The following is a 19,607-nucleotide window of genomic DNA, read 5'->3' as shown; positions in this document are numbered from 1 at the left end:
AATATTAAATTCTATTGTTATCTTATTCTGACTGTTCACTCACTATATTGTTGCGAGGTAATTATTAGGTAAAATATTGAAAAATTTATTTTATCTTGTGAGCAAGGAAGAAATAATCAATATGAAAACTCGAATTCTAAAATTAACTTTATTAGGTGCATTAGCATTACCTTTAGTGGGATGTAGTGATGCAACACCTAACTGTAATAGTACTGAAGCCAAAAATTTAGTGATTGATATTACAAAAGATGAGTTACGCGATCAAAAAATGGCAGCATTGATCGATCAAATTAAGATCAAAGTAGAAAGCGTACGCACTCGTGAACATGATGAGAAAAGAGATACTTACTCATGTGCTGCTGAACTTTCTTTTGAAGGTAAAGGTGGCAAAAATTCAATTCCGATTACTTATACCATTGAAAGCACAGATGATGGCAAAGAATTTTACGTTAATGTTTTTGGCTTATAATTCTTCTAGATAAAAATCTATCATAAAAAAGTAGATATAGTAGATATATAAGTAGCAAGCCTATATATCTACTTTTAATAAATTACGCTATATCATCTAGAAATTCAGGTGATGGAACAAAGAATAATGTACCTGTTATAGGGGTACTGAATTTCAGTAATTTATCCGTATGGCCTTCAGGTGTGCCTGAAAACATATTTTCTAACATTCGATTAGTTGTTGAAAAATAACGTGCATAACCAATAAAGTAAGTGCCATATTCATTTTTTGATGGATTAGAAAAAGGCATGTTGGCTCTGACTATTTTTAAATCATTGCCGTTCTCATCTTGAATATTGGTTACAACATTATGTGAACCAGGTTCTTTTTCTTCATCGGTTAACTCCACATCATTGAATTTGTGTCTACCAATGACTTTTTCTTGTTCGATAAGAGGCTGTTTTTCCCATGCTTCCATATCGTGAATATATTTTTGTACAAAGGCGTAACTACCACCTGTAAATTCAGGATCTTCATCGCCAATAACGGCATAAGAAGCTCGCTCATCTTCATACTCTGGGTTTTCAGTTCCATCGACAAAACCAATAATAGAACGTCCGTCAAAATATCTAAATCCATGAACTTCATCAACGGGCACAACAATATTCTTTAGCTTTTGGCTGATAATAGATGCTAATTCGTAACAAGCCGAAACTTTGAGAGCCCGAATATGGAAAAAAAGATCGCCCGGAGTAGAAACTGCAGTATAAGTGTTACCTTTAATTTCTTTAAAAGTATTTAGCTCTTTAGGCTTTGGCTGGTTGGGAAATAACGTAGTCCATGCATTTGCACCGAACCCCATTACACAACTTGTTTCCAATTCAGGAAAACGAGTTTTCATACTACGTATTAGGCCAGAAAAATTATTACAAAAATCGATTAGAATATCGCGGTTTTCAGGTGAGTAGTTGAGGTTAAAAACTAAAAAATAAGCATTCTCACAAGGTGATTTAGTAACATCTTGGTATTTCATAGTGATCCCTAAATGACTAACAATAGATGAATAGTAATTAAGTCATATATACAAAATATTGTTTTCGTTTTACACCAAAACCCTCTTTATTACAAAGAGAGGGTGAGATTTTTATCTCTATTTTTAGTATGTTAATGTGATGTATCAATTTAATTGTTCATCTGAAATATCATATTTTACAACTACACTATTTTCATAAAGCAATTCTGATGTAATTAATTGAGGAAAAGCGCCCACATTGTTTTTAGTGTAAATATCTCGCCAAATTTCATTACAACGATATACATGCTCTCCCTTTTTGATAAAAGAGGATGACTTTTCATAAATATGATAACGATATTTTCTTTCTTCACTACAAAGGAGTTCACCTTCTAATTGATGTTCAGCGACATGTAATCTAATTTGGTAATTATAAGGCGTTGGATTATATAAGATTAGATCTACGTAGTTATAAAAAATAGCGGCTCCTGAGCCAAAAGGAAGTACTCTACCTTCATCAGGAAAGGGATCAAAACTATGATTTGCCTTTTCAATCACTTTTAATTCAGAGTGTAGTGCTAACCAATGTATTAAATTACTGGCCTGACAAATTCCACCACCTACGCCTTTTCTTGCTTCACCATATGAGAGTTGCATACCATCAATAAAACCTCGTTTATAGCTAGGTTTACCGACTAAATAACAAAAAGAGAAATACTCTCCAGGTTTTATTACGATACCATCTAACGCTTTTTCAACTAATTTAAGATTCGTTATCTTATTGTATTGTAATTGAATATCACTTTCGCCACGGCGACTAATTAATTTAGATGTATGTTTTAGGTAACGATATGAAAGTCGTTGTTCTGGTTGAACATTTTTGCTGTATTTTCGACCTGAAAATCGCCAACTAAGGGAACGAAATAAACGACGTTGTGCCACTCTCAAGGTATAAAGAATAGGGTGATAAGACGAGAATGTTCTACGCATAAAATCCTTTTAAACAATAGGGAATAGAAAGAGGTAAACGTGAGTATGATAACGATTTAATGATAATATTGATATGCTGATATCTTTAAAATAATAGGGATAAGAATTTGATCAATAAGTTTATTTATTGATTTTAATTCTGAAAAAGCACCAAAATTTGAAGCTTATAACATTGGCTCTTATCTGCCAGATAAGAATGTCGCAGATTAAGATTTAATAAGAAGTAATTTTTAAATTAATCTTAATATTCTATAAAGATATCTAAAAAAACTCCGATACTAAATCAGAGCAAGGGAAACTTTGCTCTTTTTTTGTATATAACAATGAAAAACAAAATCATATATTTTATATGCAATATTTCTCATCCATTTTATGTTTATTTTTCAACTAATAATTTAATTGAAACTTCATAAAAAACACATGCTAGCTCTTTAAAGTGATGAATTGATATAAGAGAGTGAAAATAGAGATTGATGATTTATTTGGTTTACACAATATGAGTTATAAAATAAGATAAAAAATCTCTTTATTATTAAAAATAGTATTTAAATTTTATTTTCACTTAACAATGTTGTATCTAAATATGAATAATACAATTAATTAAAAATAAGTTTTAATTATTAACTAATAAAGTGTTTAACCAGATTTAAATCCTGTTTTATTTTTTGTTTTCGTACATTATACCGCTATAACCAAAACTTGTTTATTTTAAAAAATAATATAATAATACTCATATATTGAGTTAATTGCTGATTTTCAATTGGTAAATAAATTAATCAATATATTAAAATAATATTAATAAATATATTAATAATGACTCTTTGGAGAAAAATAAATGAAGAAAAATTTACTTGCAATATTCATTGCTAGTGGTTCTATTTTTGCAGTTAATAACGCTTTAGCTGAAGATGGTACTATTGATTTTACAGGTGAAATTATAGATAACGCTTGTGAACTCGCATCGGGTTCTGATGCGTTAAAAGTGAATTTAGGTAAAGTATCTAAAACTGCATTACCAACTACTGGTAGTACGGCTTCGGCAACACAATTCACAATTAAGCTAATTAATTGCCCTGCAACAGCAAGTAGTGCAGCAGTAAAATTTGATGCAGATAATTATTCTGGTGATAATACTGTTATTGCTCTGAAAAATGAAGCTAACGTAGCAAAAGGTGTTGGTATTCAAATTACAGATGATACAAATAAGGTTATTCCGTTATTTACTGAATCGAAAAAATACCCATTAAAAACAGGGGCCAATGTTGTTAATAATTTGGACTTCCGTGCGCGTTATATTGCTAAATCCGATACCGTAACTGCAGGTCTTGCAAATGGTAATGCAACATTTACTATCAATTATAATTAAAGATTAATTAAAAAATAAAAAGGTTTAAAGGGATTTGAACCTTTTTACTCAATTAATGGTGGGGATATGAAGGCTATTATTTATTCTTTTATTTCTTTGTTTATTTTTTTAAATACCGCAAATGCGGGGGTTGTTATTGGTGGTACTCGTGTTATTTATGATGAAGGAAAAAAAGACGTCAGTATTAGTGTCGAAAATCCAGACAATATTCCCTATTTAATTCAGTCTTGGATAGATGATATTAATGAAAAAAAACAATCAAATTTTACTATAACTCCTCCATTATTTAGATTAAATGGCAGTAATACTAATACATTAAGAATATTTCTAACTGAAAATAATTTACCTAGCGATAGAGAATCTCTTTTTTGGTTAAATATAAAAACAATTCCTGCAACAGAGAGAACAGAGAATTCTTTGCAAATCGCATTTAAAACGCAGATGAAATTAATTTTTAGACCTAAAGAATTAAAGAATGTTAATTTTATTGAAGAACAGAAAAAGTTAGAGTGGTCAAAAGTAGGAAATAAAATAAATGTAAAAAACCCAACACCTTACTTTTTCAATTTTCAGACAATTAAGTTTAATAATAAGACTGTTGATGATGTTTCTTATGTTGCTCCTTACTCAATAAAATCATTTGATATTAATAGTGAGGAGCTACATGGCACTATTAATTGGGAAGTCATTAATGATTATGGTGCAGTTACTGATTTATCAGAGATCAAAATATAATCTTCTATAAATTTAGGTTTTAATATGAAAATGAATAAAATATGTATTAGCCTAATTTTATATTTAGGCTATACAGCCTCGCTGTATGCGGAAGGGTCTAATTTAGATAATCTTTACTTTGATCCTGATTTTTTAGAATTACCTAATAAAAGCTCAATTGATTTATCTCAGTTTGAAAATAATGAGCAGTTACCCGGTAATTATTATGTTGATATTTATGTTAATACTAATTTAATTGGTACTGAAAATATAAAATTTGAGAAAATAGATAATGGCAAGTTAATCCCCTGCTTATCAATATCCGATCTCACTAAATTTGGTGTTAAAACAAGTGAATACAATGGGTTAGAAGAAAAAGGAAATAACTGTGTTAATTTGTCAGCGATCCCTAATGCAACAAGTGAATTTAAATTTAATTCTCAACGCTTGTATTTAAGTATTCCTCAAATAGCGATGAATAAAAACCCTAGAGGATTTGTTGATTTAAATAATATAGATAATGGTATTACTGCACTGTTATTAAATTACAGTTATAGCGGTTCAAAAAATTATGATCGTAAGAGTAATGGCTCAAATACAACATCAAACTATATTAATTTAAGACCTGGAATCAATATAGGCCCTTGGCGTTTGAGAAATTATACAACTTGGTCTAATAGTGATGATAAATCTAGTAAATGGGACACTGTTTATACGTATTTATCGCGTAGCATCAATCAACTTAAAAGCCAATTAGTTTTAGGGGATGGAGTCTCACCTTCTTCTGTTTTTGACAGTGTTCCTTTTAGAGGTATTCAACTCGGTACTGATGATGATATGTATCCTGAAAGTGTTCGTGGGTATGCGCCTGTAGTACGTGGTATTGCGCGTAGTAATGCTCAGATTACGATTAGACAAAATGGTTATACCATTTATCAAACAGAAGTGGCAGCAGGCCCTTTTGAAATTAATGATCTTTATCCAACAGGAAGTAGCGGTGATTTATATGTCACAATCAAAGAATCAAATGGAAGTGAACAACACCAAATAATACCCTTTGCTTCTTTACCCGTTTTACAACGTGAAGGTTATGTTTCTTATAGTATTACAGGAGGGGAATATCGTGCTTATGATAAAGAAATTGAAAAACAGAAATTTGGTCAATTGACATTAATTTATGGTTTGCCTTATGGAGCAACGGCTTATGGTGGAAGCCAACTTAGCAACAATTACCAAGCGTATTCTATTGGTGTAGGACAAAACTTAGGTGCATTAGGCGCAATTTCAATAGATGTTACTCAAGCAAACTCAAAATTAAATAATGGTGATACATCGCGTGGGCAGTCTTATCGTTTCAGATATAACAAAAATCTAAATACGATTGGAACGAATATAGCCCTAGCAGGCTACCGTTATTCAACTGACGGATATTATAGTTTGGCGGAGGTTTTTGACGAATATCGAAATGGTATCAGTGCACCTGAAATAGAACGCCGTCGTAATCGAGCGGAAATTACGATTAATCAGAATTTGGGAGAGCAATACGGTTCTCTTTCTATCGGATATGTCAGAGAAAACTATTGGAATAGTGATAGAAAAACGCAGTCAGCCACTGTGGGATATAACAACAGCTGGCAGGGTATTAGTTACGGTTTAAATTATACCTATAATAAAAATACAAATAATTATTCTTATAGATCGAGCAGTTACTCTAAAAGTAGTGATGACCACCAATTAGCGCTATCGGTAAGTGTACCTTTTAGTGTTTTTGATGATACGTTTTATTATAACTTCAACACTAATAGCAGTAGTCAAAGTCCAAGTACAGGAAGTGTGGGGCTTTCTGCATCTCAATTAAATAATCGATTAAATTGGAGTCTACAACAAGCATTTACAAACCAAGATCAAGGATCTTCTGGAAATTTAAATGCATCGTATAAGGGTAAGTACGGTGAAATGACGGGAGGGAGTGGATATAGTAAAGATAATTATAATTTATATTATGGTGTTAATGGTAGTTTAGTCGCGCATTCTGGCGGTGTTGTCTTAGGTCAACAGCTTGGTGAAACCTCGGCGATTGTGAACATTCCTGAAGCTTCTGATGTTGCTGTTTTAAATCAGGCTGGGGTAGAAACTAACAGTTATGGTTATGCTTTAGTGCCTTATATTACACCATACCGTAAAAATACGATTGATATTGATACTTCAGCATTACCAGAAAATACGGAAATGGCGTTAACGAGCCAGACTGTTTCTCCTAGTCGTGGTGCATTAGTAAAAGCCAATTTTTCTGCAAATGTTGGTTATCGTGCATTAATTGCATTAACGTTGGAAAATGGTGAATTAATTCCTTTTGGGTCACAAGTTATTTTTAAAGATAACCCACAATTAAATAACATCGTAGGTAATGATGGTGAAGTTTATTTATCTGGGTTAGGTGAAAAAGGACAATTTATTGTTAAATATAATAATAAACAATGTAGTGCAAATTATAACTTATTAGGCGTCTCTCATTATTTAGGACTTTATAAAACTACCGTAGTTTGTCATAAATAAATGATATAAATACTTTATTAATTAATTGCATTATTACAGCTAATTTAAATATAGCTGTCGATATCTGCTACGCGTAGGAAATGAAAATGAAAAATATAATCAATAAGTTATTTTTGATAAATGTTCTAATAATAAGCCCAACATCGTGGGCTTCAGACAGCGTTAACTTAAATTTTACAGGCAATATTAGAGTGGCTACATGTAACATTTCTAATGGAGATAACGTTAATGTTGATTTAAAAAATATACCCGCTGCTAATTTTGAACAGGCAAATTCTGGCTCTAATTGGAATGATTTTTATATTACTTTTACAGATTGCTCTACAGCGATTAATCAAATTAGTGTTACTTTTTCAGGTATTTCTGATACGGCTGATATAAATAGTTTATATAAAAATCAAGGAACTGCTAAAAATATTGCAGTGCAACTAGAAAATGGGCCTGGTTCAATAAAGCTTGGAAACAAAAAATCATTGGTTGTTACATTAAATGGACGAAACGATGTCAGATTATGGTTACGAACCCGCGCTTTTAGTCCGTCAGGAAAAGGAATGCCAGGAACAATCTCAGCGAAAGTAACTGCAAATATCGTCTATTTATAGAAGAGAAATAATATGAAAACCACGATCTTTTTATTTTTGTTTTTTTCATCTATGGCCATGGCTAGCTCAGTTAATATCAATATTTATGGGAAAGTAACTATATCTCCTTGTGAGATCGAGAATAAGAACTATTTAATCGACTTTAAAAAAGTAAATATTAGAGATTTAAAAAATAACCAGAACACAGATTGGATCAATTTTTCAATAAAACTAAAAAATTGTCCAATAAGCACACAAAAAGCGACGCTAACGATAGCGGGAACAGCAGATCCTAATAATGGAAATTATTTTATTAATAATGGAACTGCAAAAAATATCGCACTAAATTTAGTTGAAAATAGAAATAAAACCATAATAAAGAATGGTAGTAAATTAGAGGCGATAATTAATAGTCAAACAAAAATGGCAGAATATCCATTAGCGGCAAGGTTAATTAAAACCGGTGATGGAATAAGTACGGGAACATTTAAAAGTCATCTTGAGTTTACATTAATTTATAATTAAAAACTACTTAACCTAGGAGTGGAAAGTGATTAATCGCTATCCAGTATCAAAAGCAATAGGTAGAAAAATTACTTATTATAGAAAAATGAAGGGGATTTCATTAGACGAATTGGCTGCACTAATTGGAGTTAGCCAACAACAACAATCAAGATATGAAAGAGGAGTTAATAGAATTAATCTGGATAGGCTTAATCAATATGCAGAAATATTTAATATTCATATAAAAGATTTTTTTATTTTAGATGAAAAAGATGATTATGAAATTAAAACTATCCTGTTAAAAAAGAGTGAGGCTAAAAATGGAAAATATAATAATTAAGCCATTATTATTAGGTGGAATATTAATTTACTCTACTTATTCTACAGCGGCATGTATACAAAATCCAAATTACAATAATGTGATAGTTGATGTACCAAATCGTGTTTTTAATATTCAATATGATGATTTGACGACAAGAACACTTGCTACAATTACACTTAATTATAGGCCGGCTAATATAACTTCATTTAAAGGAAATAGTGGTGAGTGCGGAAGAAATGCTTTTATTGAAGGTGATTTTATTAATGGATGGATACCTAATTCTAATCGGATAGCGGCAACTAATATTCCAGGAATTGGAATAAAAGTAAAAATGAATAATATGGGTTATATCAATCTTAAATATACTGGCGCTAACCAGCCTAGCAATGCAATTATAGAGAAATTTCAGATTATTAACCCTGCTTGGACGGTGGAAATAATAAAAACAGGCAGGGTAACTCAATCGGCTGTATTAAAGGGCGGAAATTTAGCACGAATGATACAACATAATACTTTACCTGCTAATCACCAATGGATTTTATCAACATTAAGAATTCCTGTTGGTGCAATAAAAGTAAACTCATTAAAATGTACAACAAAAGCAGCTAGCTACAATATAAATTTAGGTACGTGGTACGACACACAGTTTAAAAATATTGGAGATGTGAGTCAAAATGTTAATGTTCCTATTACGTTGAGTTGTGCCGCTGGAACAAATATTAAAGCAACGGTGACAAGTAGTGCAGGATATATTGATGCAAATACAGGAAAATTAAATTTATCGGGTTCTAACCGTGCAACAGGTATTGGCATCCAAATAGTTAATAGTAATAACAATCCAATTAAATTAAATACAAAGCTTAATTTACAAAATAATGTTCCTTCTGGTGATTATATTTTTAACTGGAAGGCGCGTTATATTAAGACTGGCAATAAAATAACTGCAGGTACAGCAAATTCAGTCGCAACAGTCAATATTTTATATGAATAATATATTGTATTTTATTTGTTTATGAGGAAGTTTGCTATGAACAAGAAAATATCAAAATTAGTTGGAAAAAAGATCCGAAGTCTGAGAGAGATGTATTGCATGACTGGGGATGAACTCGGTGCATTACTTGGTATTAGTCAACAACATCAATCACGTTATGAAAATGGGGAAACGAACATTCACGCTGAAACGCTCTATTGTTTATCTTATTTTTTTGATGTTGAACCTGAATACTTTTTAAGTGATTTGCTTATTGAAGATAATAAGCTTGAGAAAGATAAAATCGATAGTAAAAAGAATCGCTACATGGCTGAAGTGCTATTTATACAATGAAGCTTTTTTAAAATAATGCCTAAGATGTGACTCATCATTTGAATAATGGTGTGATCACGAATACTTAGGCATTAATATATTTTGGGAAATTTATTCCTACCAATACCCCAATACTTTCCACCATACGCTGCCAAGCGTGATCCAGATGATAAGATTAACTACACTCATTACAAAGCCTGTTTTCCACCATTCACCTAATGTGGCATAACCTGAACCAAAAATAATGGGCGCAGTACCTGTACCATAATGTGTTAATGACATCATTAATGAAGATGAGAATGCCAAAATCAGCCCTAATAACATTGGTGGTGCACCAAGGGCTAAACCTGCAGCATAAAAGGCGGCAAACATTGCCGTAATATGCGCGGTGGTACTGGCAAAGAAATAGTGAGAATAAACGTAAATTAGTACCAGTAATATCATGCCACTGACCCAACTTATTCCCATACTATCAATACTTGCCCCAACACTGAGTGACAACCATTTAATTAATCCTAATTTTCCTAAGAAGGATGCCATCATAACTAATGCAGAGAACCAAACTACGGTATCCCATGCACCTTTATTTTTTAAAATATCATCCCAGTTTAAAACGCCTGTACATAATAAAATCGACAAACCAATAAATGCTGCTGTTGTTGCATTAATGCTAAATCCATCACCAAATAATAATGCTGGGACACCAGCCCACATAATTAATAATAGGGCGAAGACTGCAAGGGTTATTTTTTCAGGTAATGAAATAGGCCCTAATTGCGCTAAACGCTCTTTAGCAAAATGAGGAGCATTCGGGGTACTGGTTATTTCAGGTTTATAAAGAAGGTAGATAACAATTGGCATTAATATTAATGAAACAATAGCGGGCACAAACGCAGCAATTGCCCACATAGACCAACTAAGCTCATGTGTAGGATCAGTTTCACTGATAATTAAACTTACAATAAGTGGGTTAGGAGCTGTTGCCGTAATAAACATGGCAGAAGTAATTGGATTTATATTGTAGTTCACTAAAGAGAGGTAACGACCTATTTTACCACTTGTACCATCTTCTACTTTAGAGTTAAAACTGTCTGAAATTGAACGCATAATTGGGTGAATAATACCACCACCCCGTGCAGTATTACTTGGCGTTACTGGTGCTAATATTGTTTCGGCAATGGCTAATGAATAGGCTATTCCAATCGTTTTTTTGCCAAATAGTGAAATAAAATAATAACCAATTCTGGCACCAAGCCCAGTTTTATTTAGGCTCATAGAGACCATAATGGAAATACCAATTAACCAGATAAGATCATTGGAAAAACCACTTAATGCATCACCGATAGCAGCTTTAGTTGAATTTGGATTAGTAACACCTGTAACAGCCACTAATGCAATAGCAATAATAGAAACAGCACCGATAGGAAGTGCTTTACCGATAATAGCAGCGATAGTACCGACAAAGAGTGCTAATAAATGCCAAGCATTGGGGTCAACACCTTGTGGTACGGGGATAAGAAACCAGATAATGAGGGTAATAGAAACGGCGATTAATGTAGAGATGGGACGTAATGGAGTTAATTTATTCATCAGGTTATTCCATTAAGTTGCAGGTTAAATAAATAATCAGAAGTAAAAAGTAAAGTTAATAAGTATTTTATTAAAGATAATCTTATTAACATATTATTAAATATTCATTGATTGGTGTCATAAAAACAAAATTATTTATTAACTTAATTTTAAAATAAGCGGGTTTATGTAACTTAATGTTATTAAAATATGGGGTGATTATAATGTTATTAACAATGGATGAATAATCGGAAATAATATTTTCTACTATTTTTTGACGTAATATCGGCACCTGAAACAATTCAGCAAAATATTGAAAATAACCTAATAGGTGATACACAATGAATGGTCTCTACTATTTTTGAAAGTCATTGGGTTGCTGATTTATTGTTTTGCATAATATTTTTCAACGCTATTTTGCCAAAATAATTAAGATGTAACTAAGTTAACTTTTTTAAAAGAATAAGCTATACAGTTTGTCTGTGAATGTTTTACTAACAATATGAAATTAAGAATTTAATTTAAAACTATTAAGCAGTAACTTAAATCATAAAATTTATATTCTTTTTATTTTAAACCCATGTTAAATACAAGGTTTTATCTTATGGATTTAAATAAAATTAAAAATAATGGATAATTTAAAAAGTTAAAATAAAAATATAGTTTTTTATTTGTTGATAATAATTTCTTACCATTGTATGTTATAAAATTGTAAACTCAATATCGTTTATATTTGTTTTAAATGAGCTTTTCATTACAATAAATGTTTCTTTTTTGTTAAATTCATCTCTTCGTTTTTAGGTTCTATTCCTGAATTAATAAACTTTTCTCATCATAATTTATTTAATAAATACCGTTCGATTAAATAAAAATTTTTTACAATAAATAAGTGTGACTTCTGTCACTCTACATTTCAATATTTCTTCAGTATGTTTATACACAGAGATTAGAAATTAATAAATCAGACATTTATTTATATTGCTTAATAATTTAAGCAAATAGGCTTCTTATTATCAAAAAAACGAAATGCAAATAGATATGTGCTGTTACATATATTAAATGCGTTAAGGATATCATAATGATCCATGCTTTTATTAAAAAAGGGAGCTTTCAGGATTCAGTAAGCCTGATGATTATTTCCCGAAAATTAAGTGAAGCCCCAGAGGTGGAAGAAATTTCCGTCATGATGGGAACACCAGCGAATAAATCTCTTCTCGATGTCACCGGTTTCTGGCATGACATGTTTAACGAAGCAACACCGAATGACATTTGTGTTTCGATTAAAGCGGAATCAGACGATCCTGCCATTATCGATATGATTTCTACAGCATTAGAAGAAGCTCTTGCAGAAATTGCAAGTGGTCAAAAAGGTGGTAACAAATTAACGACAGTACGTAGCTGGCGTACTGCTAAACAAAAAAGCACTAATGCCAATATGTTACTTATCTCTATTGCTGGTGAATATGCCGCGGAATTGGCTGACACGGGCTTAGAAGATGGTTGTAACGTTATGCTGTTCTCTGACAACGTTTCTATCGCAGATGAAAAAGCATTAAAAGAAAAAGCAGCTGCAAAAGGTCTGATTGTGATGGGACCTGACTGTGGTACGGCAAATATTGCAGGAGCTCCTCTTGCTTTCGCTAACATTGCACCGAAAGGCTCAATTGGTATTGTTGGCGCATCAGGGACAGGTATTCAAGAAATTACCTCTCAAATTGTTTTACAGCGCCAAGGTATTTCTCATTCAATTGGCCTAGGTGGCCGTGATTTAACAGAGCAAATTGGTGGTATCAGTGCGATCACTGCTATCAATATGTTGGCGGCAGATCCTAATACGCGTGTTATTGCTTTTGTTTCTAAGCCACCAGCGCCTGCTGTTCGCCAAAAAATTATTGCCGAAATGAAACGCCATAATAAACCGATTGTGGCGCAATTCTTAGGTACAACACCTGAGAAATTCCAAGACGACAATATCTATTTTACTCGCACGTTAGATGAAACGGCGCGCATTGCGGCTGAATTAGCACGTGTTGAAGATATCGCAGCGGAATTACCAAAAGTTACAGGTAAGAAAATCATTGGTCTTTATGCCGGTGGTACGTTAGCGGCTGAATGCGCCATGTTGTTATCTGAAAAACTTAATGTTGAAGTCGATAACGAGCATAAACAAGGCACGATGCTAGATGCTGATGGTCACAAAATCATCGATATGGGTGATGATTTTTATACACAGGGTAAACCACACCCAATGATTGACCCATCTACTCGTAACAAATTTATCAGTGAGCTAAGTAATAAAACAGAAGCTGGCGTGTTACTGGTTGATTTTGTTATTGGTTATGGTGCAACTCAAGATCCTGCCGGTGCGTTAATTCAAGAAATCAAAAAACTGAATGAAAAACGTGGCGAAGCTAATCCATTAATCACCATCGCAACTATCACTGGTACTGAAGACGATCCACAAAACCGCAGCGAACAGCAAAAACAGCTAAAAGAAGCGGGCATTATTGTCATGGATACGTTGCCAGAAGCGGTTTTATTAGCAAAAGAATTAATCCAGCCACATCCAGCAGAAGCACATGCTGAAGTGCCACAACTGCTTAACGGGATCTCTGTGATCAACGCAGGATTACGTAGCTTTGCAGACGATCTGCAATCAAGTGGCACCCCTGTTGTGCATTATCAGTGGGCACCTGTCGCAGGTGGCAATAAAAAACTGGCTGAAATATTAAAGAAATTGAAATAAGGAATTGCAGATATGTACTCAACTATCGAACAAGCGAATGAAGCAGTTATCGAACGTATCCGTGAAGCCCGTCCTCACTGGTGTGATGTTAGCTTAGCAAAAGAAGTTGTTCCTGCTTTAGAAACGGGTAAAAAATTACTTCACGCAGGTCCACCAGTAACTTGGGGTGAAATGAGTGGTCCTGTTCGCGGTGCATGTATCGGTGCTTCTTTATTTGAAGGCTGGGCAGAAACTGAAGAACAAGCATTAGCGATGTTAGAAGCGGGGGAAATCGAGTTTATTCCTTGCCATAACGTGAATGCAGTAGGCCCAATGGGCGGTATTACTTCTGCTCATATGCCAATGCTGGTTATCAAAAATCACATTCATGGTAACTACGCTTACTGCAACATGAATGAAGGTATCGGTAAAGTGATGCGCTTTGGAGCTTATGGCTCTGATGTGCAAGAGCGTCTACATTGGATGCAAAAAAGCTTAGCGCCAGTATTAAAAGCAGCGATTGCCACTTTCGAAAATGGTATCGACCTGACTGCAATTATGGGTCAAGCAATTACTATGGGTGATGAATTCCATCAACGTAATATCGCAGCTTCAGCCCTGTTACTGCGTCAATTGGCACCAGTATTAAGTACATTAGATTTTGAAGATGCTGAAATCACAAAAGTGACTAAATTCCTGAGCATTACCGATCAGTTCTTCCTGAACTTAGCAATGGCTTACTGTAAAGCGGCGATGGATGCAGGTGCTCAAATCAAACAAGGCACTATCGTTACCGTTATGACTCGTAATGGTAGCAACTTTGGTATCAAAATCAGTGGAATGGGCGACCAATGGTTTACTGCCCCAGTAAATACACCACAAGGTCTTTTCTTCTCTGGTTTTAGTCAAGCAGATGCAAATCCAGATATCGGTGACAGTGCAATTACTGAAACTTTCGGTATTGGTGGCGCAGCAATGGTTGCCGCACCGGGTGTAACACGCTTTGTTGGTGCATCAGGTGGTATGGATGCAGCACGTGAAGTGACTGAAGAAATGGCTGAGATCTACCTTGCTCGTAACATGATGTTGCAAATTCCAACTTGGGATTTCCAAGGTGCATGTTTAGGATTAGATGCTCGTCGCGTTGTTGAAACGGGTATTACACCACTGATTAACACGGGTATTGCACATAAAGAGCCAGGTGTTGGCCAGATTGGTGCAGGTACTGTACGCGCACCTTTAGGTTGCTTTGAAAAAGCGATTGTTGCATTAGCAGAAGAGTTAGGCATCGACGCTTAATCGTGCTTTGTAACGATAAATCACAGCAATAAAGGGGGCATTATGCAAATTCAAGCACTTCAAACCAGCCAGCATATCACTGACTTTGAAGGTGAGATTAAATGTGTGGGCATTTATGATCATGCTTTGAATTTCATTTGTCCTCAACAACGCTTAATCACTTTTCATCGCGAAGGAAGAGGATTAAGCCCGATGGGATGGTTATTGAAACAAGATGATTTCGATTATTTTGCTAAACAGTGCCATCCCTCGGTCATGATGAGTCTAAAAGATCATCAAGCCATACTTGCAAATAAACTCACTTTACTCGCAGGTCAGAGAGAGGATTTACGTTTACAAGATAAAGCGGAACTAGATTTGCGTTGGTTAGAAAGTTTTTTTTCTCTGCTCTCACCCTCGATTGCGACAGGGTTATATGGGCCATTAAAAAATTATCGCCAAATCGCGCAACTTAATGAAATTAAATTATTAACTAAGCTATTTCATAATCAGTTATTAGGCAATGCTGTTAATTGGGCTATTTTTACAGGGAAAGGCCCCGGGTTAACACCAAGCTCAGATGATATGCTGGTGGGTATGTTATTTGCGCATTATTTAGCAGAGCCAGAAAATAAACTTAATAATTTTTTTTATAACACACCGCCTTTATCTGAATTGACCACCGTTGTCAGTAAGCATTATTTGGAATATGCCACCCAGGGAATATTTTCTACCTATCTCATTCAACTAGGTAAAAAAATAAAGAATAAAGAGATTATTTTTAAGGATATGTTGGAAATACTCTCTATTGGTCATCATTCCGGTGCAGATACATTACTGGGATTATGGATTGGTTACCAAACTAAAAAACAACAACAGCATATTTATTAATTTTTTTTAATAAAAGAATTTATATAAACATTCGGATACGGATAATTATGAAAACAATTGTTATTGCTTTAGGCGGAAATGCATTATTGCAACGCGGAGAAATTTTGTCTGCTGAAAATCAATATAAAAATATTGAATTGATGTCAGAGACAATTAATAAATTAGCTAAAGAGTATCGTGTTGTATTAGTACACGGCAATGGGCCTCAAGTTGGATTGCTTGCACTACAAAACCTGGCATATCAAGCTGTTCCAGCCTATCCGTTGGATATTCTAGTGGCTGAAAGCCAAGGTATGATTGGTTATATGATGATGCAAAAAATTAATCAAAATAACCCAAATCAAGCTATTACAACGGTAATGACACGTGTTTCTGTTGATATTAATGATGAAGCATTTAACGATCCAAGTAAATTTATTGGCCCTATTTATGATGAAGCTGATAAAGAAGAATTAATTGCGAAGTATCAATGGACATTTAAACAAGATGGTAAACATTACCGCCGTGTTGTGCCATCACCAACACCGAAAAAGATTATTGATATCGAAGCAGTAAGACTTTTATTAGATAAAGGTCATATTGTTATTTGTGGTGGTGGTGGTGGTATTCCAGTTAACAACACAAATAATGAATTTATTGGTAGTGAAGCGGTTATTGATAAAGATTTAACAGCGGCTTTAATTTCTCGTGAATTAAACGCAGAACACTTTGTTATTTTAACAGAGGCTGATGCTATTTATAAAAATTGGGGTACACCAGAACAAGCTGCAATTCGTGAAGCAACACCAGAAGAACTTGCACCAATGGCTGTCGCTGATGGCGCAATGGGACCAAAAATTATGGCGGTGAGTGATTTTGTTAATGCAACAGGGCAACAAGCTCATATTGGTGCATTACAAAATATTCAACAAGTTATTGAAGGTCAGTCTGGCACTTTAATTTATAAGTCTTAATAAAAATTCTTTCAGGAGCGTCATTATGAACGATGCACAAGTGAATGAGAAAGGCAAAGTCCCTTATTGGGTCAAACTGACCATTATCTTCTTCTTTGGTTGGATTGCACTTTATGGTAGCCGCGCCATTGTCGGCCCATTAATGGTAAATATTGGTGCTGAGTTTGATCTTACTAAAGCTCAACTTGGTTCTATCATGAGTATTTTCTTTATCGGATATACTGCACTCAATATTCCATCAGGCATGATTGGTGACTATTTAGGTAAGAAAAAAGTATTAGTAACAGGTGTTGTGCTCTTTGGTGGGTTCACCATTATTGCGGGTATGATGCCAACTTACGTGACCTTTATGTTTGCATGGGTCATGGTGGGGATCTTCCAAGGCTTCTATTATGGCCCTCAGTATGGCTTATCTTCGGAAGCGATACCGAAACATCGTATTACGCTAGGTAGTGCGATTATCAATAGTGGTATGGCATTTGGTCTGTCTATTGGTTATTACATCTCAAGTATTTCTGTTGGTGAGATGGGAATGAGCTGGCGTGCGCCGTTCTATATTATTGGTGTGCCAATTATCATTATTGGTTTGGTGATGTTATGGATCATTAAAGATAAACCCAAAGCACAACCTGCGACAGAAGCTGGCGCACCAAAACAGAAAGTTAAACTGACATTTAAAGATTTATTTGGTAATCGCAATATCAACCTTGCGTATGTCACTATCTTCTGTTCAATCTATGGTTTCTTTGTATTAGTCACTTGGTTACCGTACTACTTAGAAACTGAGCGTGGAATTACCGGGACACAAATTTCAACTATCGCATCATTAATGCCGTGGTTTGCTATTCCTGGTTCACTTCTTTTTAGCTGGGTTTCAGATAAAATTGGTCGTCGTAAACCGGTATTACTGATTATGTTACCGTTGTCATTAGTCGCTATTTTGGCTGTACCAATGTCAGAATCAATGCCTGTGTTAATTGGTGCACTGATCCTTTATGGTATTGTAGGTAAAATCAGTACAAACCCAGTATTAGTTGCTGTAGTTGCTGATAACTCACCACGACATGCGTTAGGTACATCGTTTGGTGTTTATAACTGTATTGGTATGTTGGGTTCGGTTTTTGCGCCAACACTAACGGGTTTCTTATCAGATAAAACAGGAAGTATGGACTCAGGTTTCTACTTTGCCGCTATTCTGATTTGTATTGGTATTGTGGCAAGCCTCTTTATTAAAGAAAATAACAATAATGAAGAAGCAAAAGTGTAGTCCGTTATCCAGATATTTACTGAATTAGTAGCAAAAGGGCAAACTTCTGTTTGCCCTTTTAATTTAAAGGATCGTAAAACGATTGCACGCTGGGATGATTTTGCTTAAATAATTCCACTAAATAACTGACTACCGCACCTTTTTTATCTTCACACCAAGCTAAAGAAAGTGGTGAATTATGACGACGATTTCTTACTTCTTTGGCAATTAGCTGCCCACTATCAATAAGTGGTTTGCACAAACTTAATGGTAAAAATCCGATACCGACGCCTTTTAAATGACAGGCTAATTTGGTGTGTAAATCAGGAACGCGAATTTCGTGCTGACCCGATAAGCGCCATGCTGTACGTTTAGAAAGATGGCGAGACGTATCCTCGACGTTTACTGCAGAATACATACGCATTTGATCATCACTTAATACACCACTGATATTGGCTAAAGGATGATTAGGCGCGACAACAAATTGCCATTGAATTTCGCCCATAGCACATATGTTAATATTATTCTTAAGGGATTCATTACCCGTCACACCGATAGCAAAATGATAATCTTCGTTAATAAGCGCATCCCAAACCCCCATATAGACTTGGCGAGTAATATGAAATTGGGTAGACGGAAAACGTTGATGAAGACAAGCCAACATACTGGCAACAGCAGTGCGATCATAGAGAAGATTATTAATGACAATATTGACCTGATGTTCGACACCTGCGTTCATTTGCTGAAGTTCCACAGGCATTGATTCTAACCATACAATCCATTGGCGACATTTCTCTAATAGATATTCACCCGCAGGTGTGAGAGTCACGGTTCTTGTGGTGCGATTAAAAAGTTGGGTGCCGATATTTTCTTCTAATGTTTTTATACGGTAACTAATCGCAGCTGATGTCTTGTGAAGAACATCTGCTGCTTTGGTAAAACTTTGGCAATCGGCAACCTGAATAAAGGTACGGATCATTTCTTGGTCTAACATATCTTTTGTCCTGGTAATAAGAGAGGCAAAATATCAGCAGAGAATGCTGAATTTAAAAAAGCAAATAGAGCAAAGCTTACCTATTTTTTCTTAGGCCTATACCGCAAAGTAAGACAACTTCTTATCGTGTTAATGGATGTTATTATTTTTGACTT

General features: G+C 34.4%; 18 protein-coding genes. 14 read left to right on the top strand and 4 right to left on the bottom strand.

Features of this window, described 5'->3' with window-relative positions; translation table 11 throughout:
• Nucleotides 1–121: 121 nt before the first annotated feature.
• On the top strand, nucleotides 122–469 hold the full coding sequence (locus tag DK861_RS11635; protein ID WP_072065135.1) for a hypothetical protein: 348 nt from the start codon (nucleotides 122–124) through the stop codon (nucleotides 467–469).
• Nucleotides 470–551: 82 nt separating this feature from the next.
• On the opposite strand, the gene DK861_RS11630 is transcribed toward DK861_RS11635, so the two are convergent.
• Nucleotides 552–1,481, bottom strand: coding sequence for a Dyp-type peroxidase (locus tag DK861_RS11630; protein ID WP_109400202.1), 930 nt, complete (start codon nucleotides 1,479–1,481; stop codon nucleotides 552–554).
• A gap of 144 nt (nucleotides 1,482–1,625) precedes the next feature.
• Nucleotides 1,626–2,450 (bottom strand): VanW family protein, encoded by an 825-nt coding sequence (locus DK861_RS11625; protein WP_167426092.1) that lies wholly within the window; start codon nucleotides 2,448–2,450, stop codon nucleotides 1,626–1,628.
• Nucleotides 2,451–3,285: 835 nt separating this feature from the next.
• Here DK861_RS11625 and DK861_RS11620 point away from each other — a divergent pair.
• From DK861_RS11620 to DK861_RS11585, 8 genes are all read left to right on the top strand, one after another.
• A complete protein-coding gene (locus DK861_RS11620; RefSeq protein WP_006534062.1) occupies nucleotides 3,286–3,816 on the top strand; it encodes a fimbrial protein in 531 nt (176 codons plus the stop codon).
• A 66-nt stretch (nucleotides 3,817–3,882) separates the two neighbouring features.
• A complete protein-coding gene (locus DK861_RS11615) occupies nucleotides 3,883–4,551 on the top strand; it encodes a molecular chaperone (RefSeq protein WP_109400201.1) in 669 nt (222 codons plus the stop codon).
• Between the two features lie 24 nt (nucleotides 4,552–4,575).
• The gene (locus tag DK861_RS11610) at nucleotides 4,576–7,086 is read left to right on the top strand and encodes a fimbria/pilus outer membrane usher protein (protein ID WP_109400200.1); all 2,511 of its coding nucleotides are present in this window, start codon (nucleotides 4,576–4,578) and stop codon (nucleotides 7,084–7,086) included.
• Nucleotides 7,087–7,172: 86 nt separating this feature from the next.
• Nucleotides 7,173–7,688, top strand: coding sequence for a fimbrial protein (locus tag DK861_RS11605; protein ID WP_072065130.1), 516 nt, complete (start codon nucleotides 7,173–7,175; stop codon nucleotides 7,686–7,688).
• A gap of 12 nt (nucleotides 7,689–7,700) precedes the next feature.
• Nucleotides 7,701–8,192 carry a fimbrial protein gene (locus tag DK861_RS11600; RefSeq protein WP_072065129.1) on the top strand — a complete coding sequence of 164 codons (492 nt, stop codon included), beginning with the start codon at nucleotides 7,701–7,703 and terminating at the stop codon, nucleotides 8,190–8,192.
• 25 nt (nucleotides 8,193–8,217) lie between these two features.
• Nucleotides 8,218–8,511 carry a helix-turn-helix transcriptional regulator gene (locus DK861_RS11595; protein ID WP_082147392.1) on the top strand — a complete coding sequence of 98 codons (294 nt, stop codon included), beginning with the start codon at nucleotides 8,218–8,220 and terminating at the stop codon, nucleotides 8,509–8,511.
• Nucleotides 8,492–9,484, top strand: coding sequence for a fimbrial protein (locus DK861_RS11590; RefSeq protein WP_109400199.1), 993 nt, complete (start codon nucleotides 8,492–8,494; stop codon nucleotides 9,482–9,484). Before DK861_RS11595 ends, DK861_RS11590 begins: the two co-directional genes overlap by 20 nt.
• 21 nt (nucleotides 9,485–9,505) lie before the next feature.
• Nucleotides 9,506–9,817, top strand: a complete 312-nt coding sequence (locus DK861_RS11585; protein WP_342341996.1) for a helix-turn-helix transcriptional regulator — start codon at nucleotides 9,506–9,508, stop codon at nucleotides 9,815–9,817.
• Nucleotides 9,818–9,913: 96 nt separating this feature from the next.
• Here DK861_RS11585 and DK861_RS11580 read toward each other — a convergent pair whose 3' ends face one another.
• Nucleotides 9,914–11,386, bottom strand: coding sequence for an anion permease (locus tag DK861_RS11580; RefSeq protein WP_109400198.1), 1,473 nt, complete (start codon nucleotides 11,384–11,386; stop codon nucleotides 9,914–9,916).
• Between the two features lie 1,057 nt (nucleotides 11,387–12,443).
• On the opposite strand from DK861_RS11580, the gene DK861_RS11575 reads away from it, so the two are divergent.
• From DK861_RS11575 to DK861_RS11555, 5 genes are read left to right on the top strand one after another with little or no spacing between them, the layout of a single operon-like run.
• A complete protein-coding gene (locus DK861_RS11575) occupies nucleotides 12,444–14,111 on the top strand; it encodes an acyl-CoA synthetase FdrA (protein WP_109400197.1) in 1,668 nt (555 codons plus the stop codon).
• 12 nt (nucleotides 14,112–14,123) lie between these two features.
• A complete protein-coding gene (locus DK861_RS11570) occupies nucleotides 14,124–15,389 on the top strand; it encodes a DUF1116 domain-containing protein (RefSeq protein ID WP_109400196.1) in 1,266 nt (421 codons plus the stop codon).
• A 42-nt stretch (nucleotides 15,390–15,431) separates the two neighbouring features.
• The gene (locus DK861_RS11565; protein WP_072065123.1) at nucleotides 15,432–16,259 is read left to right on the top strand and encodes a DUF2877 domain-containing protein; all 828 of its coding nucleotides are present in this window, start codon (nucleotides 15,432–15,434) and stop codon (nucleotides 16,257–16,259) included.
• A gap of 47 nt (nucleotides 16,260–16,306) precedes the next feature.
• Nucleotides 16,307–17,212, top strand: a complete 906-nt coding sequence (locus tag DK861_RS11560; RefSeq protein ID WP_109400195.1) for a carbamate kinase — start codon at nucleotides 16,307–16,309, stop codon at nucleotides 17,210–17,212.
• A gap of 25 nt (nucleotides 17,213–17,237) precedes the next feature.
• Entirely contained in the window at nucleotides 17,238–18,479 is a 1,242-nt protein-coding gene (locus DK861_RS11555) for an MFS transporter (protein ID WP_109400194.1), read from the top strand.
• 58 nt (nucleotides 18,480–18,537) lie between these two features.
• Here the strand turns inward: DK861_RS11555 and allS are convergent, their stop codons facing one another.
• A complete protein-coding gene (gene allS / locus DK861_RS11550; protein WP_006534047.1) occupies nucleotides 18,538–19,452 on the bottom strand; it encodes an HTH-type transcriptional activator AllS in 915 nt (304 codons plus the stop codon).
• Between the last annotated feature and the right edge of the window lie 155 nt (nucleotides 19,453–19,607).

It is taken from the genome of Proteus sp. TJ1640, assembly GCF_003144445.1.
In the GTDB taxonomy this organism is placed as follows: Bacteria; Pseudomonadota; Gammaproteobacteria; order Enterobacterales; family Enterobacteriaceae; genus Proteus; species Proteus penneri.
Note: the sequence above shows the minus strand (reverse complement) of the source record. Positions and strands in the feature narration are given on the sequence as shown.

Excerpts from the sequence above, each read along its gene's own strand:
- DK861_RS11610 (WP_109400200.1), top strand. The coding sequence starts at position 4,576 with ATGAAAATGAATAAAATATGTATTAGCCTAATTTTATATTTAGGCTAT.
- DK861_RS11585 (WP_342341996.1), top strand. The coding sequence starts at position 9,506 with ATGAGGAAGTTTGCTATGAACAAGAAAATATCAAAATTAGTTGGAAAA.
- allS (WP_006534047.1), bottom strand. The coding sequence starts at position 19,452 with ATGTTAGACCAAGAAATGATCCGTACCTTTATTCAGGTTGCCGATTGC.
- DK861_RS11570 (WP_109400196.1), top strand. The coding sequence starts at position 14,124 with ATGTACTCAACTATCGAACAAGCGAATGAAGCAGTTATCGAACGTATC.
- DK861_RS11565 (WP_072065123.1), top strand. The coding sequence starts at position 15,432 with ATGCAAATTCAAGCACTTCAAACCAGCCAGCATATCACTGACTTTGAA.
- DK861_RS11575 (WP_109400197.1), top strand. The coding sequence starts at position 12,444 with ATGATCCATGCTTTTATTAAAAAAGGGAGCTTTCAGGATTCAGTAAGC.
- DK861_RS11555 (WP_109400194.1), top strand. The coding sequence starts at position 17,238 with ATGAACGATGCACAAGTGAATGAGAAAGGCAAAGTCCCTTATTGGGTC.
- DK861_RS11600 (WP_072065129.1), top strand. The coding sequence starts at position 7,701 with ATGAAAACCACGATCTTTTTATTTTTGTTTTTTTCATCTATGGCCATG.
- DK861_RS11620 (WP_006534062.1), top strand. The coding sequence starts at position 3,286 with ATGAAGAAAAATTTACTTGCAATATTCATTGCTAGTGGTTCTATTTTT.
- DK861_RS11560 (WP_109400195.1), top strand. The coding sequence starts at position 16,307 with ATGAAAACAATTGTTATTGCTTTAGGCGGAAATGCATTATTGCAACGC.
- DK861_RS11630 (WP_109400202.1), bottom strand. The coding sequence starts at position 1,481 with ATGAAATACCAAGATGTTACTAAATCACCTTGTGAGAATGCTTATTTT.
- DK861_RS11635 (WP_072065135.1), top strand. The coding sequence starts at position 122 with ATGAAAACTCGAATTCTAAAATTAACTTTATTAGGTGCATTAGCATTA.
- DK861_RS11615 (WP_109400201.1), top strand. The coding sequence starts at position 3,883 with ATGAAGGCTATTATTTATTCTTTTATTTCTTTGTTTATTTTTTTAAAT.
- DK861_RS11590 (WP_109400199.1), top strand. The coding sequence starts at position 8,492 with ATGGAAAATATAATAATTAAGCCATTATTATTAGGTGGAATATTAATT.
- DK861_RS11605 (WP_072065130.1), top strand. The coding sequence starts at position 7,173 with ATGAAAAATATAATCAATAAGTTATTTTTGATAAATGTTCTAATAATA.
- DK861_RS11580 (WP_109400198.1), bottom strand. The coding sequence starts at position 11,386 with ATGAATAAATTAACTCCATTACGTCCCATCTCTACATTAATCGCCGTT.
- DK861_RS11625 (WP_167426092.1), bottom strand. The coding sequence starts at position 2,450 with ATGCGTAGAACATTCTCGTCTTATCACCCTATTCTTTATACCTTGAGA.